The organism is Palleronia sp. LCG004 (assembly GCF_032931615.1).
Classification (GTDB): domain Bacteria; phylum Pseudomonadota; class Alphaproteobacteria; order Rhodobacterales; family Rhodobacteraceae; genus Palleronia.
Genome location: NZ_CP136759.1, coordinates 2,076,689 through 2,091,684, shown reverse-complemented (window position 1 = coordinate 2,091,684; position 14,996 = coordinate 2,076,689). Strand labels below are relative to the sequence as shown.

The window sequence follows — 14,996 nt, the reverse complement described above, 5'->3', positions numbered from 1 at the left end:
TATCTACGGAAAAGGAGATACGAGATGGCCGATCTGACATGGCAGAAGAAAACGCTGGCCGATGCGCTCGGGGCCGATCGGGGATTGCCCGACTGGGCGGGCGAGATGGTGGCGAAGTTCCGTCCCGAGGATCTCGACGAGTTGCGCACGAACGAGCGCGAGGCGGTGCTGGGCGCATTGGGCCGCGTGGCGCGGCAATCGCGCGACGCGCGCCAGACCGACTTTCATTCCGGCGACAGGAACAAGCCCGCCTTCGTCGAGGGCGATATCGACTGGGGCCTCAGGGCCGCGCGCAGCGCGCTCGAGGCGCAGCCCGCCGGCGAGCGCTCGGAGAAGGCGAACGAGCTTCTGGGCGATTGCACCTGTCCCGCGGCGACCGGTCCCAATCCCGGCCGCGACGCGGGCACGCCGGGCACACAGCATGAATAGGGGAATCTGATGCGGGCATCGCGCCGGAACTGTCCGACCGGATCCGCCCCAGGGGCGAAAGGACGGCGCGATGCCTGACCAGCTACTCTTCGCGATCGAGGTGACGATCAACGGCCTGATGGCGGGCGTGCTCTATGCGCTCGTCGCCCTCGGCTTCGTCCTGATCTTCAAGGCGAGCGGGATCTTCAACTATGCCCAGGGGGTGATGGCGCTTTTCGCGGCGCTGACCCTCGTGGGGATCATGGAGGGACAGGTCCCGTTCGCGCATCTCGTGAACGCGACCTTCGGGACCGAGATCCACGGCTTCGGATGGCAGGTCCCCGCGCTTCTCGCGATCGTGCTGACCATTGTCGTGATGGTGATCTTCGCATGGGCCGTGAACTGGGTCGTGCTCCGGCATCTGGTGGGGCAGCCCCCTATCATCCTCTTCATGGCGACGATCGGGCTCGCCTATTTCCTCGAAGGTCTCGGCGACATCATGTGGGGGTCGGGGATCCGCACGCTCGACATCGGATTGCCGCAGGGCATCAACACCTATGTCGACCAGGTGACGTTCGACGCCTTCGGATACGGGCTCTTCATCGACAATCTCGACATCACCGCGACGATCATCGCGGCGCTTCTGGTCGCGGGGCTGGTCGCGTTCTCGCAATACACCAAGGAGGGGCGCGCGCTCAGGGCCGTGGCCGACGATCATCAGGCCGCGCTCAGCGTCGGGATCTCGCTCAACTTCATCTGGGTGCTGACATGGTCGATCGCGGGGTTCGTGGCGCTCGTCGCGGGGGTCATGTGGGGCGCGAAATCCGGCGTGCAATTCTCGCTCTCGCTCATCGCGCTCAAGGCGCTGCCGGTGCTGATGCTGGGCGGCTTCACCTCCATTCCGGGCGCGATCGTGGGCGGGCTCATCATCGGGGTGGGCGAGAAGCTCTTCGAGTTCTGGGTGGGCCCCCTCGTCGGCGGCGCGACCGAGAACTGGTTCGCCTATGTCCTCGCGCTCGTCTTTCTCGTCTTCCGGCCGCAGGGCCTCTTCGGGGAGCGGATCATTGAACGCGTCTAGCAACCAGGGGGGAGGGGTCTGATGCTCTATCGCGAGGCGGGCGATTTCAAGACGAGCTATCGCGCCGACAGCCAGACGTTCCCGATCCGGCTCGACCGGTGGGCCTATTACGCGACGCTTGCCGCGGCCGTGCTGATCGTGCCGCTCGTCATCAACGATTACTGGCTGAACGCGATCTTCCTGCCGGTGCTGATCTACGGCATCGCGGCGCTGGGCCTCAACATCCTCGTGGGCTATTGCGGGCAGCTCAGCCTCGGGACGGGCGGCTTCATGGCCGTCGGGGCCTATAGCTGCTACAAGCTGATGACGGCGTTCCCCGACATCAACATCGCGATCCACGTGGTGATCTCGGGGCTCGTCACGGCGGCCGTGGGCATGCTCTTCGGGTTGCCGAGCCTCAGGATCAAGGGCTTCTATCTCGCCGTCGCGACCCTCGCCGCGCAGTTCTTCCTCGTCTGGCTCTTCAACCGGGTGCCGTGGTTCTACAACTACTCCGCCTCGGGCCAGATCAACGCGCCCGAGCGGACGCTCCTCGGCGTGCCGATCACCGGCGCCGGGACGCAGGCCTGGGCCACCTATCTCTTCTGCCTCGCCTTCCTTGTGGCGAGCGCATGGATCTGCCGCAACCTCACGCGCGGGGCGATCGGGCGGAAATGGATGGCCATCCGCGACATGGACATCGCGGCCGAGATCATCGGCGTGAACCCGCTGCGCGCCAAGCTCTCGGCATTCGGGGTGTCGTCCTTCTTCGTGGGGATCGCCGGCGCGCTCTTCTTCGCGGTCTATCTGGGCGCGGTCGAGGTGGGCGAGGCCTTCGGGATCAACAAGTCGTTCCTGATCCTCTTCATGATCATCATCGGCGGGCTCGGCTCGATCCTCGGATCGTTCCTCGGCGCGGCGTTCATGGTCCTGCTGCCGGTCCTTCTCAAGAACGTGCTGGTGGGCGGTTTCGGCTGGCCCACGGTGCTGGCCGCGCATCTGGAGGTCATGATCGTGGGCGGGCTCATCGTGTTCTTCCTGATCGTGGAGCCGCACGGCCTCGCCCAACTCTGGCGCGTCACCAAGGAGAAGCTGAGATTGTGGCCCTTCCCGCATTAGGGCCCGAGGGCAGACCTCCGAGGGACAGGTCTCCGGAGGAACACGAGAAGGGCCCCCCGAACGGGCCCGAGGGAGGAAGAGAATGAAGACGATCCTGACAAGCCTCGCGCTCGGCGCGGCCCTGACCGGGGGCCCCGCGCTCGCCGATCTGACGTTCCCGTCGCTCAGCTACCGCACGGGGCCATATGCCGCGAACGGGATGCAGTTCGCCGATGGCTACGCCGATTACTTCGCGCTCATCAACGCGCGGGACGGCGGCATCGGGGGCGAGATGATCAACATGCCCGAATGCGAGACGGCCTATAACACCGAACAGGGCGTGGAATGCTACGAATCCACCAAGAATGCCGGCGACGGCGCGCTGATCTACCAGCCGCTCTCGACGGGGATCACCTACCAGCTGATCCCAAAGCTCGCCGCCGACGGAATTCCGATGCACACGCTGGGCTACGGGCGGACATCGGTTTCCGACGGGGACGTCTTCAAGTGGATCTTCAATTATCCCGCAACGTATTGGGACGGCGCGTCGGTCGCGATCAAGTACCTGCTTGAGGAGAATGGCGGGGATCTCTCGGGCAAGAAGATCGCGCTGCTCTATCACAACTCAGCCTACGGCAAGGAGCCGATCCGCACCCTGACCGAGCTCTCGGGGATGCACGGATTCGAGTTCAGCCAGATCGCCGTCGATCACCCCGGTCAGGAGCAGAAATCCCAATGGCTGCAGATCCGGCGCGACCGTCCGGATTACGTCATCATGTGGGGCTGGGGTGTGATGAACCAGGTCGCGATCCAGGAGGCCGCCAATATCCGCTATCCGATGGACCAGATCATCGGCAGCTGGTGGGCCGGGTCCGAGGTCGACGTGCTGCCCGCCGGTGACGGTGCCGACGGCTACAAGGCGCTGAACTTCCACGCGGTCGGCGACGATTTCGAGCTCTACGACGCGCTCGAGGAATACGTCTGGTCGCAGGGCCTCGGGGCCGGTGGCGGCGAATATGCGGGATCGGTGATCTACAACCGCGGGATCTATGCCGCGATGATCGCGGTCGAGGCGGCAAGAAAGGCGCAGGAGATCCACGGCGTGAGCGCGATCGACGCGGCCCAGATGCGCGACGGTCTCGAGCAGCTCGAGATGACCGAGGAAAAGATGGCCGAACTCGGGCTCGCCGGGTTCGGGCCGACCTTCTCGGCCTCGTGCCGCAATCACGGCGGTTCGGGCCGCGTCGCGATCAACCAGTGGAATGCCGGGGATCAGACCTGGTCGGTCCTGACCGACTACATCCAGTCCGACCAGGAGCTGATCGCACGTCTGGTCGAGGAGGATTCGACCGCCTACGCGCAGGAAAACGGCATCCCGCCGCAATGTGAATGACGCGCAGCAGGCGGGGGCGGCAAGGGCCGTTCCCGTCGCCAAACGGAAGGAGCCCGGAATGAGCGACACCGCCACCGATCCCGCCGCCGCGCCGGGCAGCCCCGCCGCGGAGCCGCTGCTCGACGTGCGCAACATCGAGGTGATCTACAATTCGGTGATCCTCGTGCTGAAGGGCGTGAGCCTCGAAGTGGCGAAGGGCGGGATCACCGCGCTTCTGGGAGGGAACGGCGCGGGCAAGACTACGACGCTCAAGGCGATCTCGAACCTGCTCAGATCCGAGCGGGGCGAGGTCACGAAGGGGCGGATCCTCTATCGCGGGGAAAGCGTGCAGGATCTCGTGCCGTCGGACCTCGTGAAACGTGGCGTGATCCAGGTGATGGAGGGACGACACTGCTTCGAGCATCTCACGATCGAGGAGAACCTGCTGACCGGGGCCTATACGCGACGCGACGGCCGCGCCCGCATCGAAGAGGATCTGGAGCTCGTCTATTCCTATTTCCCGCGGCTGCGAGAGCGTCGCCGCTCGCAGGCAGGCTACACGTCGGGAGGGGAACAGCAGATGTGCGCGATCGGTCGCGCGCTGATGTCCCGCCCCGAGACCATCCTGCTCGACGAGCCGTCGATGGGCCTCGCTCCGCAGCTCGTCGAGGAGATCTTCGGCATCGTGAAGGACCTGAACGAGCGCGAGGGCGTGAGCTTCCTGCTGGCCGAGCAGAACACCAACGTTGCGCTCCGCTTCGCGCATCGCGGCTACATCCTCGAATCGGGACGGGTCGTGATGGACGGCGCGGCCGATGCTTTGCGCGAAAATCCCGATGTGAAGGAATTCTATCTCGGCATGTCGGACGAGGGGCGGAAATCCTTTCGCGACACGCGATCCTATCGCCGTCGCAAGCGCTGGCTGTCCTGACGGCCGCACGATCCCCGATCCGACATTGAAGAATGCCAACCGGGCCGCAGGTTATGCGATAACCGGCGGCCCGTGATCGTCTTACCGCGCAAGATCAGCGACGAAGGGACCATGCAGATGACCGACCCCGAATTCCGCCCCCCCGAGGCCCGCGCCGCGGATCTGGCCCTGGAACTGCCGCGCCAGATCGCGCGCGCGCAGGCGCTGGGCGGGACGGGTGCGCTCGACGATGTCGAGGCCGATGCGATCACCGATGCAGGCGCGCTCGCCCGACTGCCCGTGCTGCGCAAGGAGATGCTGATCGAGGCGCAGCGGACCGTGCCGCCCTTCGGCGGTCTGGCCGCGCCCGTCACGGAATTCTCGCATGTCTTCCAGTCGCCCGGTCCGATCCACGAGCCCGGCCGCGTCGACGGCGACTGGTTCCGGCTGGGCCGGTTCCTCAGGGCTTGCGGCATCGGGGCGGGCGACATCGTTCAGAACTGCTTCGGCTATCACCTGACGCCCGCGGGCATGATGTTCGAAAGCGCCGCACGCGCGGTCGGGGCCACGATCCTGCCCGCCGGCACCGGCCAGACCGAGCTTCAGGTGCGCGCGGGCCATCATTACGGCACGACCGCCTATGCCGGCACACCGGATTATCTCAAGACGATCCTCGAGAAGGCCGACGAAATGGGCCTCGCGCTGTCGATCACGCGCGCGGCGGTTTCGGGCGGGGCGCTCTTCCCGTCGCTGAGGGCGTTCTACGCGGATCGCGGCATCGCCTGCCTGCAATGCTATGCCACCGCCGATCTGGGCAATATCGCCTACGAATCGGAGGCGATGGAGGGGCTGATCGTCGATGACGGCGTCGTGGTCGAGATCGTGACCCCCGGCACCGGCGATCCGGTGCCCGACGGCGAGGTGGGCGAGGTCGTCGTCACCACGCTCACCCCCGAATATCCGCTCATCCGGTTCGCGACCGGCGATCTGTCGGCGGTGATGCCGGGGATGTCGCCCTGCGGTCGGACCAACACCCGCATCAGGGGGTGGATGGGCCGTGCCGACCAGACGGCCAAGGTGAAGGGCATGTTCGTGCGCCCCGAACAGGTCGCCGATCTGGTCGCGCGCCATCCCGAGATCGCGCGTGCCCGCGTGACGATCACGCGCGACGGCGAGGCCGATGCGATGTCGGTCGCGCTCGAAACCGCAGCGCCGGGTGATCCAACGCGCTACGAGACGTCGGTGCGCGACGTGCTGAAGCTGCGTGGCGACGTGCGCATCGCAGAGCCCGGATCGCTGCCCCGCGACGGCATCGTGATCGAAGACCAGAGAGACTACGAAGGATAGACCATGCCGAATTCCAGATTTTTCCTGCCTCTCGCGCTCGCTCCGTGGCTGGCCTTGCCCGTCTCGGCCGAGAATGCCGCGCTCCTCATCGGCAACTCGGATTACGAGCATGCGCGGGACATGGATAACGGCCAGGCCGTGACCGATACCGCCGACACGTTGCGTGACGCGGGCCTGTCGGTCGAGACCCTGCGCGACGCCGATCGCGGCGAGATCGGCGCGGCCCTGCGCCGGTTGGAGGCGGCCGGAGAGGATGCCGACCGCCTGCTGGTCGCGCTGTCGGGCCGCTTCGTGCGTTCGGACAGCGAGACATGGTTCCTGCCCGTCGATGCGGAGGCGGGCTCCGTCGCCGAAGCATCGCTCGACGCGATCCCGCTCTCCTCGATCACCGAGATTCTCGAACGCACCGGCCGGCGCTCGGTCCTGCTGCTCGCCACGATGCTCGATCAGCGCGGTGAATGGGGCAGCCTCGACGAGGGGATCGGGCCGATCGACATTCCCGGCGACGTGACGCTGATCGAGGCCTGGCCGGTCGCCGCGCGCACGATCCTGTCGGACACGCTCGCCGTTCCGGGCGAGGCGCTCGAGGACCGGCTGTCGGAGACCGAATGGGCCGACCTGCGCGGCGATCTGCCATCGGGCTGGTCGTTCCTGTCGTCCGAAACGGGCGAGCGATCGGACAGCGTCGGGACCGGAGAGCGCGCCTTCTGGCAGCGCGCCCGCGACGGCGACAGCGAGGAAAGCTACATCGCCTATCTCGACGCATATCCCGAGGGCGAGTACGCGGCCGAGGCGATCCGCCGTCTGGCCGAGGTCCGTCAGGCACCGCAATCGCCCGAGCGGGCGGCGGAGGCGGCGCTCGGCCTCGACCGGGCGGCGCGGCGCGGTATCCAGCGCGACCTCGTGGCGCTGGGCTACGACACCCGCGGCATCGACGGCATCTTCGGTCCCGGCACAAGGGGCGCGATCGAGCGCTGGCAGGGCGACAACGATCGCCCGCGGACGGGCTATCTCGATGCGGGCATGGCCGCCCGGATCGCCGAGCAGGCGGACAGCGCCGAGACGCCCGAGGACAGGTTCTGGCGCGAAACGGGCGAGGGCACGGACGAGGCGGGCCTCATCCGCTTTCTCGAACGCTATCCCGACGGTGCGCGCTCCGACAGGGCCGAGCGTCGCCTGCGCGAGATCCGCGACGGCCGGCTGACCGTGGGCGGTATCTCGCGCCGAGAGGAGGTCCTCTGGAACCAGGCGCGCGAGAGCGACACGGTCGAGGCCTACACCGATTACGCCCGCGCCTTTCCGCGCGGCGTCCACGCCGACGAGGCACGTCAGCGCATGTCGCAGCTGCGTCAGGGCGGCGGCCGGCCCGACGAGGCGGCCCGCGCGCGCGAGGAGGCGCTCGGCCTGCCCGAGCTCATGCGGCGCACGGTCGAGCAGCGTCTCGCGGGCGAGGGGTTCGACCCCGGAACGCCGGACGGCCAGTTCGACGATCGCACGCGCCTCGCGATCCGGGCCTATCAGGAAACTGCCCAGCTGCCCGGTACGGGCTATCTCGATCAGGAGACGATCGTGAGATTGCTCCAGGACACCGTGCAGAGGGCCCTCAGCCGATGACAGACATCCGCACCGCCGCCGAAGCGCTCGAGGACGACGCGATGCCGCGCTCCCATGCCGTGAAGGCCGAGCCCGAAGCGCCGATGGCCTCGGCCCCGCCGCTCCCCCAGGGGGCGCAGAAGGCGCGCAGCCCGGCGGAATGGGCGTATCAGCGCATGATCCTCTACATCAAGAAGTTCGAGGAGGGCCTCGACGAGGATCAGGAGGTCGCGATGGCCTTCGCGGGCGACGAGACGGGCGTGATCCGGATCATGGGGATGGGATTTTTCGATCCGGACATCATCACCTTCTACGGCCAGGACGCGAGCGGCGCGCGCACCCAGCTGGTCCAGCATGTCACGCAGCTCTCGATCCGGCTGCGGGCGCTGCCCAAGCCCGCCGCGGCGGCCGCGCCGCGCCGGATCGGCTTTCGCCTCGCCGCGGATCTCGACGCGGAGGACACAGCCCCGGAATGACCCGGCAGGCGGGTCATGACATGCCCGCCCGAATGGTCTAAGAGACCGGCGAAACGGCAGGATTCGGAAGACGCGACATGGCAAAACATTCCCACGGCTCGATGGACATCACGGATCAGGAGCGGACCTTCAAGGGCTTCGTGACCTGGACGACGCGGGGCGTCATCGCCATCATCGTCGCGCTGATCCTGCTCGGCCTCATCAACGGCTGATCCATGACACGTCTGATTGCCGGGCTCCTGTCGCTCATGGTCCTCGCGGCCTGCAGCGGGGCCGACACCTTTGCGCCCGCCCCGATGTCCGAGGTGCAGCGCCGCGCCTATGTCCATGACGGCCCGCCCGAGATCACGCTCTATACCGTGCTGAACGTCACCAACGGGTCTGGCGCGCATACCGCGCTGCTCATCAACGGGGATCAGCGCGTGCTCTGGGATCCGGCCGGTTCCTTCCGCCACCCGCATGTCCCCGAACGCGGCGACGTGCATTACGGCATCACCGAGAACATCCGGAAGGCCTATGTGGACTACCACGTCCGCCCGAATTTCTCGATGGAGGTCCAGACGCTCCGGGTGAGCGAGGCGCAGGCGCGCGAACTCATCCGGCTGGCCGAGGCGCACGGATCGGCCAACCGTTCGACCTGCGCGCGCTCGACCAGCGGGATCCTGCGCGAGGCGGGGATCGATGTGGGGCGCACGTGGTTCCCGAAATCGCTGATGCGCAGTTTCGCCGAGGTTCCCGGCGTGCGGTCCGAACTCTTCGACAACACGAATGTCGATACGAGCCACGACGTGGTCTTCGACACCGAACTGGCGACGCCGCTTCCGGTCTACTGACCCGTCAGCCGATCAGCCAGAGCATCAGATAGAGGCTCGCCGCGCCCGTGACCATCGCGGCGAGCAGACTGCGCGTCGCAAGCGCGACCGCGAGCGTGACGAGCGCCGCGATCCCGCGCGCCGGATCGAAGTCGCCATCCGTGGCCGCGGGGCTCAGGATCAGCGGCGCGACGATGCCGGGAAAGATCCCGACGGCGGTATAGCGCAGCAATTTCATGGCGAAGGGCGGCATCCGCCCCGACCCGATCAATCCCAGGAACGAGAACCGGCAGGCATAGGTGCCGGCCCCGAGCGCCAGGATCACGATCCAGACCTGCAGATCGGTCATGCGCGCCGCTCCTGCAGCGTCTCGATCGCGGCCCCGGCGCACATGGCGGCCGCCCCTGCGAGAAGAAGCCCGACACCCGACGGCAATCCGGCCAGCGCGATCGACAGCACGATCGAGATGAGCGCCGCGCCCACATGGGCGAGGCTCTTGAGCATCGGACCCAGCATCGCGAGGAAGGTCAGCGGCAGCGCGAAGTCGAGCGCCCAGGCCTCGGGGATGCCCGCACCGACCAGCGCACCGACAAGCGTCGCCACATACCACAGCGGCACGACCGGCGTCGCGATGCCGAAGAAGACGGCGAGCTTGCGCGACGTGGTCATGCCGGGCTCCGCCTCGTAGGCGGTGATCGCACCCGCATATGTCTGGTCGAGCGTGAGATACGCCACGCAGGCGCGCTTCGCGAGCGATGCATCGCCCAGATGCGGGACCAGCGCCGCCGAATACATCGCCATGCGCAGATTGACGGCGAGCGCGGTCAGAACCACGATCCAGGTCTGCGCGCCCTCACCCAGAAGGGTCAGCGCGGTGAATTGCGCGGCCCCCGCGATCACGAAGACCGAGAACCCCATCGTCGCCCAGAGGTCGAGCCCCGCCTCGGTCGCGACCACCCCGAAAAGCATTCCGAAGGGCGCGATCACCAGCATGAAGGGCAAGCCCAGGACGAGCCCCCTCAGATAGGCGGACTTGGTGGTGGTGACCTCCATCGGGGCGTCCTAGATTGCGCGTGACGGCCCCTGATAGGCCCGGCTCTGCGGGAAGTTCAAATGCAAACTGGCGAACCTGCCGGACCGGAACCGGCGATCACGGCTCCGCTCGGCGTCATTCTCGCCGGCGGACGCGCGATGCGGATGGGGGGTGGCGACAAGGGTCTGCTGCGCCTCGGCCGCGCCACCATCCTCGAGCGGGTGAGGGACAGGCTGGAGCCGCAGGTCGCGGCACTTGCCCTCAGCGCGAACGGCGATCCGGAAAGGTTCGCCGGGTTCATGCTGCCGGTGCTGCCCGACGGGATCGAGGATGCCGGGCCGCTTGCCGGTCTTCTGGCCGGGCTCGACTGGGCGGCGGGCGAGGGGGCCACTCATGTCGTGACGGTCGCGGGCGACACGCCGTTCTTCCCGTGCGATCTCGTGCCGCGCCTGCAGCTCGCGGCAGAAGGCGCAGGCGCGGCGATAGCCCTTGCGGCGACACGCGGTGCGGACGGTCTGCGCCTGCACCCGACCTTCGGCCTCTGGCCCGTCGCCCTGCGCGACGATCTGAGGGCGGCCCTTGCGGCGGGGACGCGCCGGATCGGCCGTTGGGCGACGGGGATGGGGGCGGCCGAGGCGCTTTTCGCGATCGATCGCGGCGATCCGTTCCTGAACGTCAACACCCCGGAAGACCTCGCACTCGCCCGCGATCTTGCGGAAGGGACCGCGTGACCTTCGGGACCGTGGTGATGATCGACTGGTCCGGCGCGCACGACCGGGGCCTCTCGCCGAAGCCCGACGCGATCTGGGCCAGCGTCATCGGCCCTGCGGGAGAGCTGCCATCGGTCTATCTGCGCAACCCGGGCGTGGCCGAGGCATGGCTGCTCGACCTGATCGCCAGAGAGCGGCGCGCGGGCCGCCGCAGTCTCGTGGGCTTCGATTTCCCTTTCGGCTATCCCGAAGGCCTCGCATGGCGGATCACCGGCCGGAACGACGTCCGCGCGCTCTGGGACTGGTTCGCCGATGCGTTCGACGAATTGCCGCCGGGCGAGGGGCGCTTCGACATCGCCGGTCGTCTCAACCGACTGCTGCCGGGCGACGGTCCCTTCTGGTTCAACGGCCTGCCGACGCGCGACATCGCCGACCTTCCCCGCAGGAAGCCCCTCCGCGATCCGGGCCTGCCCGCCCGCCGGGCGGTGGAGGATCTGGCGAAGGGCAGCTTCGATTGCTGGCAGATGGGCGGTACGGGCGCGGTGGGATCGCAGGCGATGACCGGAATGGCCACGTTGGCACGGTTGCGCCGGGCGCTCGGGGCGGATCTGGCAATCTGGCCGTTCGATCCGCTCGAGGCCCCCGTCGCTTTTGTCGAGATCTGGCCGTCGCTCGCCCGTGAAACCGTCGCGCGGCGTCTGCTCGATCCGGATCTGCCGCGCACGTCGAAGGGCCCGGTCAAGGATGCGGCACAGGTCTCGGCGCTCGCCCGGATCGTCTTTGCCGCCTGCCGCACGGGCCAGCTCGAATCGCTGCTCGATGCCGCACCGCCCGCCGCGCGGCGGGAGGAGGGCTGGATCCTCGGCATCGGCGCCGATCTCACACTCGACGGGATCGCGGCGCGAGAGGGGATCTAGCCCTCTGGCCCTTCTCTTGGCGCGGGTGTAGGCCCTCAGGCATGGCTCCCGTTCGCGGCATTCTCCTCATCCTCTGCGCCGTGTCACTCTTCACGCTGATGCAGGCTTTCATCAAGGCGGCCTCGGTCCGCGTGCCGGCGGGGCAGGCCGTTTTCTTCCGCGCTTTCCTGTCGTTGCCGCTCATCGCGCTCTGGCTCTGGTGGCGGCGCGATCTGCGTGCGGGGCTTCAGACGGACAACTGGCGCGCCCATGCGGTGCGCGGCATCGCGGGCACCTGCGCGATGGGGATGGGCTTTGCGGGCCTCGCCTACCTGCCGCTGGCCGAGGCGACGGCGATCCGCTTCGTCACGCCCGTCATGCTGGTGATCTTCGCCGCGCTCATCCTGGGCGAGACGTTCCGCGTCATCCGCATCCTCGCCGTGATCCTGGGGCTGTTCGGCGTGACGATCATCGTCTGGCCGCGTCTGGGGCAGGATTCTCTGGGCGCGGGCGCGCTTCTGGGCGTGGGCCTCACGCTCGCCTCCGCGACGCTCGCCGCCCTCGCGCAGACCTTCATCAAGGCGATGTCCGGCACCGAGCGGGTCGAGGCGATCGTCTTCTACTTCTCGGCCACCGCGTCGGTCCTGTCGCTGCTGACGCTGCCCTTCGGCTGGGTGGTGCCCGATGCGCGGGAATGGGCGCTCCTGATCGGGGCGGGGCTCATCGGGGCGCTGGGGCAGGTGCTGCTGACCTCGAGCTATCGCCATGCCGATGCCGGCGCGCTCGCCCCCTTCACCTATGTCTCGATGCTCTGGGCGATCCTGGTGGGCTATCTCTGGTTTTCCGAGATCCCGACGGTCCAGACCCTGGCCGGTGCCGTGCTCGTCATCGCGGCGGGCATCATCATCGTGCTGCGCGAGCGCAGGCTCGCCAAGGATGCCATCGCGCGGCGCAAGCTCCGCTCCAAGGGGATGATGTGAGACCGCCCCCGCCCGGCGATCAGTCGCCGGGCGGGGGCGTGACCTTCTAGCTCCGGACGAGCTTCTCGTAGCTGTCGGAGATGTCGCGGGTCAGCGCGCCGACCTCGAAGCTGTAATCGCCGATCTGCCCCACGGGCGTGACCTCGGCCGCGGTCCCGGTCAGCCAGCATTGCTGGAAGCCTTCCAGCTCCTCGGGCATGATGTGGCGCTCGTGGACCGTGATGCCCTTTTCCTTGAGCATCTTCAGGACGGTCTGGCGCGTGATCCCGTTGAGGAAGCAGTCGGGCAGCGGCGTATGCACCTCGCCGTCCTTCACGAAGAAGATGTTCGCCCCCGTCGCCTCGGCCACGTAGCCGCGATAGTCGAGCATCATCGCGTCCGAGCATCCCTTGGCCTCGGCGGCGTGTTTCGACATCGTGCAGATCATGTAGAGACCGGCGGCCTTGGCCTCTGAGGGGATCGTCTCGGGCGAGGGCCGCTTCCATTTCGACAGGTCGAGCTTGGCGCCGCGCGTCTTGGCATCGCCGTAGTAATTGCCCCATTCCCATGCCGCGACGGCCATCCGCACCGGATTGCGCGCGGAGGCCACGCCCATGTCGGGGCCCGCCCCGCGCCACGCGACCGCGCGGACATAGGCATTCTCGAGCCCGTTGGCCTTGAGCACCTCTTCCTTGGCGGCGTCGATCTGCTCGGCGGTGTAGGGGATCTCGAAATCGATCAGCGCGGCGGACCGGATCAGCCGCTCGGAATGGGCGTGACCCTCGAAGATCGTTCCGTCGTAGCAGCGCTCGCCCTCGAACACCGAGCTTGCGTAATGCAGCGCGTGGCTCAGGATGTGCACCTTCGCATCGCGCCATTCCACCAGCGCGCCATCCATCCAGATCTTTCCGTCGCGATCGTCGTAGCCTCCGGACATGTCCACCAATCCCCTTCCTTGAATTTCATATGTTGCGATGCAATGTCCGTTTCGGACATATTGTTGCTGCAAACGACAGTCTCGGGTAACAGTGGCGACTTGGAATGTCAACAAGGCTGACGTAATGTGCCCCCGAGGGAGCAAGGAGGAACCGCATGGACAGGACGCGATCGGGGGGCGAAAGCCTTCTGTTTCTGACCGATGCGCAGTTGCGGCGCGGGGTCGAGGCGATGTTCTTCGCCTATCGCGGATTTACCGACGATCCCGACCGGATCCTGGTGCAGCATGGCTACGGCCGGGCGCATCACCGCGCGCTGCATTTCATCAATCGCGCGCCGGGCACCACGGTGACGAGCCTCCTGGGCATTCTGGGCGTGACCAAGCAGTCGTTGAACCGCGTCCTGAGAACCTTGATCGAGGACGGCCTCGTCGAGAGCCGCATCGGGTCGCGCGACCGGCGCGAGCGTCACCTCCACCTGACCGAGACCGGCCTGTCGCTCGAGGCCGAGCTGGGCGAGGCGCAGCGCGCACGGCTCCGCGCGGCCTTCCGGGAGGCGGGGCCGCAGGCGGTCGCGGGCTTCCGCGCGGTGCTCGAGGCGATGATGGACCCCGAACAGCGCAACCAGTTCGAGGCCGTGCGCGAGGCTGCGGAATGACGGGCGAGGTCGATGCCCATCTGCTGATCGTCGACGACGACGAGAGGATCCGGCAGCTTCTCTGCCGGTTCCTGTCGCGCAACGGCTTCTACGTCACGGGCGCGCGCGATGCCGAACAGGCGCGACGCCTCCTCGGGGGGCTCGATTTCGACTTGATCGTGCTCGACGTGATGATGCCGGGCGAGGACGGCGTCAGCCTCACCCGCGATCTCAGGCGCAGCCGCGACATGCCGATCCTGCTGCTGACCGCTCTGGGCGAGACGTCGGACCGGATCGACGGGCTCGAGGCCGGGGCGGACGATTATCTCGCAAAGCCCTTCGAGCCGAAGGAGCTTCTGCTTCGGGTCAACGCGATCCTGCGGCGTGTCCCGCACGAGGTCGATCCCGGCGAGGCACCGAAGATCCTGCAACTCGGGCCGGTCCGCTACGACGTGGGGCGTGGCGAGATGTGGCAGGGCGACCAGCCCGTGCGCCTCACCACGACCGAGGCACAGCTCATGCGGATCTTCTCGGGCAATGTGGGCGAGACGGTGAGCCGCGCCAAGCTCATCGAGGACCTGGGCCGCACCGGCCCCGACGGAGAGATCGCGCAGGACCGCGCGGTCGATGTCCAGATCACCCGGCTCAGGCGCAAGATCGAGGCCGATCCGAAGCAGCCCCGCTATCTCCAGACGGTGCGCGGATCGGGATACGTCCTGCTCAGCGACTGAGCCGGGCTTGATCCGGCCGCGC

Annotated in this window: 18 protein-coding genes; 15 read left to right on the top strand and 3 right to left on the bottom strand. The window is 67.6% G+C overall.

The genetic code is table 11. The features are described 5' to 3' along the window. Positions 1-24 precede the first annotated feature (24 nt). The 10 genes from RVY76_RS10250 (at position 25) to RVY76_RS10205 (ending at position 9,094) form a co-directional block, all read left to right on the top strand. Entirely contained in the window at positions 25-429 is a 405-nt protein-coding gene (locus tag RVY76_RS10250) for a hypothetical protein (RefSeq protein WP_317373845.1), read from the top strand. A gap of 70 nt (positions 430-499) precedes the next feature. Then, positions 500-1,486 (top strand): branched-chain amino acid ABC transporter permease, encoded by a 987-nt coding sequence (locus RVY76_RS10245; RefSeq protein WP_317373844.1) that lies wholly within the window; start codon positions 500-502, stop codon positions 1,484-1,486. Positions 1,487-1,507: 21 nt separating this feature from the next. Next, complete coding sequence (locus RVY76_RS10240; protein WP_317373843.1) at positions 1,508-2,584, top strand: branched-chain amino acid ABC transporter permease; 1,077 nt, start codon at positions 1,508-1,510, stop codon at positions 2,582-2,584. Positions 2,585-2,666: 82 nt separating this feature from the next. Continuing rightward, positions 2,667-3,956 (top strand): ABC transporter substrate-binding protein, encoded by a 1,290-nt coding sequence (locus RVY76_RS10235; RefSeq protein WP_317373842.1) that lies wholly within the window; start codon positions 2,667-2,669, stop codon positions 3,954-3,956. 58 nt (positions 3,957-4,014) lie between these two features. After that, positions 4,015-4,866, top strand: coding sequence for an ABC transporter ATP-binding protein (locus RVY76_RS10230; RefSeq protein WP_317373840.1), 852 nt, complete (start codon positions 4,015-4,017; stop codon positions 4,864-4,866). 117 nt (positions 4,867-4,983) lie between these two features. Next, a complete protein-coding gene (locus RVY76_RS10225; RefSeq protein ID WP_317373838.1) occupies positions 4,984-6,192 on the top strand; it encodes a phenylacetate--CoA ligase family protein in 1,209 nt (402 codons plus the stop codon). Positions 6,193-6,195: 3 nt separating this feature from the next. After that, positions 6,196-7,806, top strand: coding sequence for a peptidoglycan-binding protein (locus RVY76_RS10220; protein WP_317373836.1), 1,611 nt, complete (start codon positions 6,196-6,198; stop codon positions 7,804-7,806). After that, complete coding sequence (locus tag RVY76_RS10215) at positions 7,803-8,261, top strand: hypothetical protein (protein ID WP_317373834.1); 459 nt, start codon at positions 7,803-7,805, stop codon at positions 8,259-8,261. Before RVY76_RS10220 ends, RVY76_RS10215 begins: the two co-directional genes overlap by 4 nt. Before the next feature lie 77 nt (positions 8,262-8,338). Continuing rightward, positions 8,339-8,473, top strand: a complete 135-nt coding sequence (locus RVY76_RS10210; protein WP_317373832.1) for an aa3-type cytochrome c oxidase subunit IV — start codon at positions 8,339-8,341, stop codon at positions 8,471-8,473. Between the two features lie 3 nt (positions 8,474-8,476). Next, entirely contained in the window at positions 8,477-9,094 is a 618-nt protein-coding gene (locus RVY76_RS10205) for a hypothetical protein (RefSeq protein WP_317373830.1), read from the top strand. A 4-nt stretch (positions 9,095-9,098) separates the two neighbouring features. On the opposite strand, the gene RVY76_RS10200 is transcribed toward RVY76_RS10205, so the two are convergent. Beyond that, positions 9,099-9,422 (bottom strand): AzlD domain-containing protein, encoded by a 324-nt coding sequence (locus RVY76_RS10200; protein WP_317373829.1) that lies wholly within the window; start codon positions 9,420-9,422, stop codon positions 9,099-9,101. Further along, entirely contained in the window at positions 9,419-10,126 is a 708-nt protein-coding gene (locus RVY76_RS10195) for an AzlC family ABC transporter permease (RefSeq protein WP_317373828.1), read from the bottom strand. The genes RVY76_RS10200 and RVY76_RS10195 overlap by 4 nt, the downstream gene beginning before the upstream one ends. Positions 10,127-10,222: 96 nt before the next feature. Here RVY76_RS10195 and mobA point away from each other — a divergent pair, with 96 nt between their 5' ends. The 3 genes from mobA to RVY76_RS10180 are packed head-to-tail and all read left to right on the top strand — an operon-like array spanning position 10,223 to position 12,692. Next, the gene (gene mobA / locus RVY76_RS10190; protein WP_317376752.1) at positions 10,223-10,837 is read left to right on the top strand and encodes a molybdenum cofactor guanylyltransferase MobA; all 615 of its coding nucleotides are present in this window, start codon (positions 10,223-10,225) and stop codon (positions 10,835-10,837) included. Then, positions 10,834-11,733, top strand: coding sequence for a molybdopterin guanine dinucleotide synthesis (locus tag RVY76_RS10185; protein WP_317373826.1), 900 nt, complete (start codon positions 10,834-10,836; stop codon positions 11,731-11,733). The genes mobA and RVY76_RS10185 overlap by 4 nt, the downstream gene beginning before the upstream one ends. Positions 11,734-11,774: 41 nt before the next feature. Next, positions 11,775-12,692 (top strand): DMT family transporter, encoded by a 918-nt coding sequence (locus RVY76_RS10180; RefSeq protein WP_317373825.1) that lies wholly within the window; start codon positions 11,775-11,777, stop codon positions 12,690-12,692. 46 nt (positions 12,693-12,738) lie between these two features. On the opposite strand, the gene RVY76_RS10175 is transcribed toward RVY76_RS10180, so the two are convergent. After that, positions 12,739-13,608: a branched-chain amino acid aminotransferase gene (locus RVY76_RS10175; protein ID WP_317373824.1), complete on the bottom strand. Its 870-nt coding sequence runs from the start codon at positions 13,606-13,608 to the stop codon at positions 12,739-12,741. A gap of 155 nt (positions 13,609-13,763) precedes the next feature. On the opposite strand from RVY76_RS10175, the gene RVY76_RS10170 reads away from it, so the two are divergent. Together RVY76_RS10170 and RVY76_RS10165 are read left to right on the top strand one after the other, a co-directional pair. Then, the gene (locus RVY76_RS10170; RefSeq protein ID WP_317373822.1) at positions 13,764-14,264 is read left to right on the top strand and encodes a MarR family winged helix-turn-helix transcriptional regulator; all 501 of its coding nucleotides are present in this window, start codon (positions 13,764-13,766) and stop codon (positions 14,262-14,264) included. Further along, positions 14,261-14,974, top strand: coding sequence for a response regulator (locus tag RVY76_RS10165; RefSeq protein WP_317373820.1), 714 nt, complete (start codon positions 14,261-14,263; stop codon positions 14,972-14,974). Before RVY76_RS10170 ends, RVY76_RS10165 begins: the two co-directional genes overlap by 4 nt. The last annotated feature ends 22 nt before the right edge of the window (positions 14,975-14,996 follow it).

Coding starts and splice junctions, on each gene's coding strand:
- RVY76_RS10195 (WP_317373828.1), bottom strand. CDS start 10,126: ATGGAGGTCACCACCACCAAGTCCGCCTATCTGAGGGGGCTCGTCCTG.
- RVY76_RS10225 (WP_317373838.1), top strand. CDS start 4,984: ATGACCGACCCCGAATTCCGCCCCCCCGAGGCCCGCGCCGCGGATCTG.
- RVY76_RS10170 (WP_317373822.1), top strand. CDS start 13,764: ATGGACAGGACGCGATCGGGGGGCGAAAGCCTTCTGTTTCTGACCGAT.
- RVY76_RS10180 (WP_317373825.1), top strand. CDS start 11,775: ATGGCTCCCGTTCGCGGCATTCTCCTCATCCTCTGCGCCGTGTCACTC.
- RVY76_RS10165 (WP_317373820.1), top strand. CDS start 14,261: ATGACGGGCGAGGTCGATGCCCATCTGCTGATCGTCGACGACGACGAG.
- RVY76_RS10215 (WP_317373834.1), top strand. CDS start 7,803: ATGACAGACATCCGCACCGCCGCCGAAGCGCTCGAGGACGACGCGATG.
- RVY76_RS10210 (WP_317373832.1), top strand. CDS start 8,339: ATGGCAAAACATTCCCACGGCTCGATGGACATCACGGATCAGGAGCGG.
- RVY76_RS10245 (WP_317373844.1), top strand. CDS start 500: ATGCCTGACCAGCTACTCTTCGCGATCGAGGTGACGATCAACGGCCTG.
- RVY76_RS10175 (WP_317373824.1), bottom strand. CDS start 13,608: ATGTCCGGAGGCTACGACGATCGCGACGGAAAGATCTGGATGGATGGC.
- RVY76_RS10205 (WP_317373830.1), top strand. CDS start 8,477: ATGACACGTCTGATTGCCGGGCTCCTGTCGCTCATGGTCCTCGCGGCC.
- RVY76_RS10235 (WP_317373842.1), top strand. CDS start 2,667: ATGAAGACGATCCTGACAAGCCTCGCGCTCGGCGCGGCCCTGACCGGG.
- RVY76_RS10250 (WP_317373845.1), top strand. CDS start 25: ATGGCCGATCTGACATGGCAGAAGAAAACGCTGGCCGATGCGCTCGGG.
- RVY76_RS10230 (WP_317373840.1), top strand. CDS start 4,015: ATGAGCGACACCGCCACCGATCCCGCCGCCGCGCCGGGCAGCCCCGCC.
- RVY76_RS10240 (WP_317373843.1), top strand. CDS start 1,508: ATGCTCTATCGCGAGGCGGGCGATTTCAAGACGAGCTATCGCGCCGAC.
- RVY76_RS10200 (WP_317373829.1), bottom strand. CDS start 9,422: ATGACCGATCTGCAGGTCTGGATCGTGATCCTGGCGCTCGGGGCCGGC.
- RVY76_RS10220 (WP_317373836.1), top strand. CDS start 6,196: ATGCCGAATTCCAGATTTTTCCTGCCTCTCGCGCTCGCTCCGTGGCTG.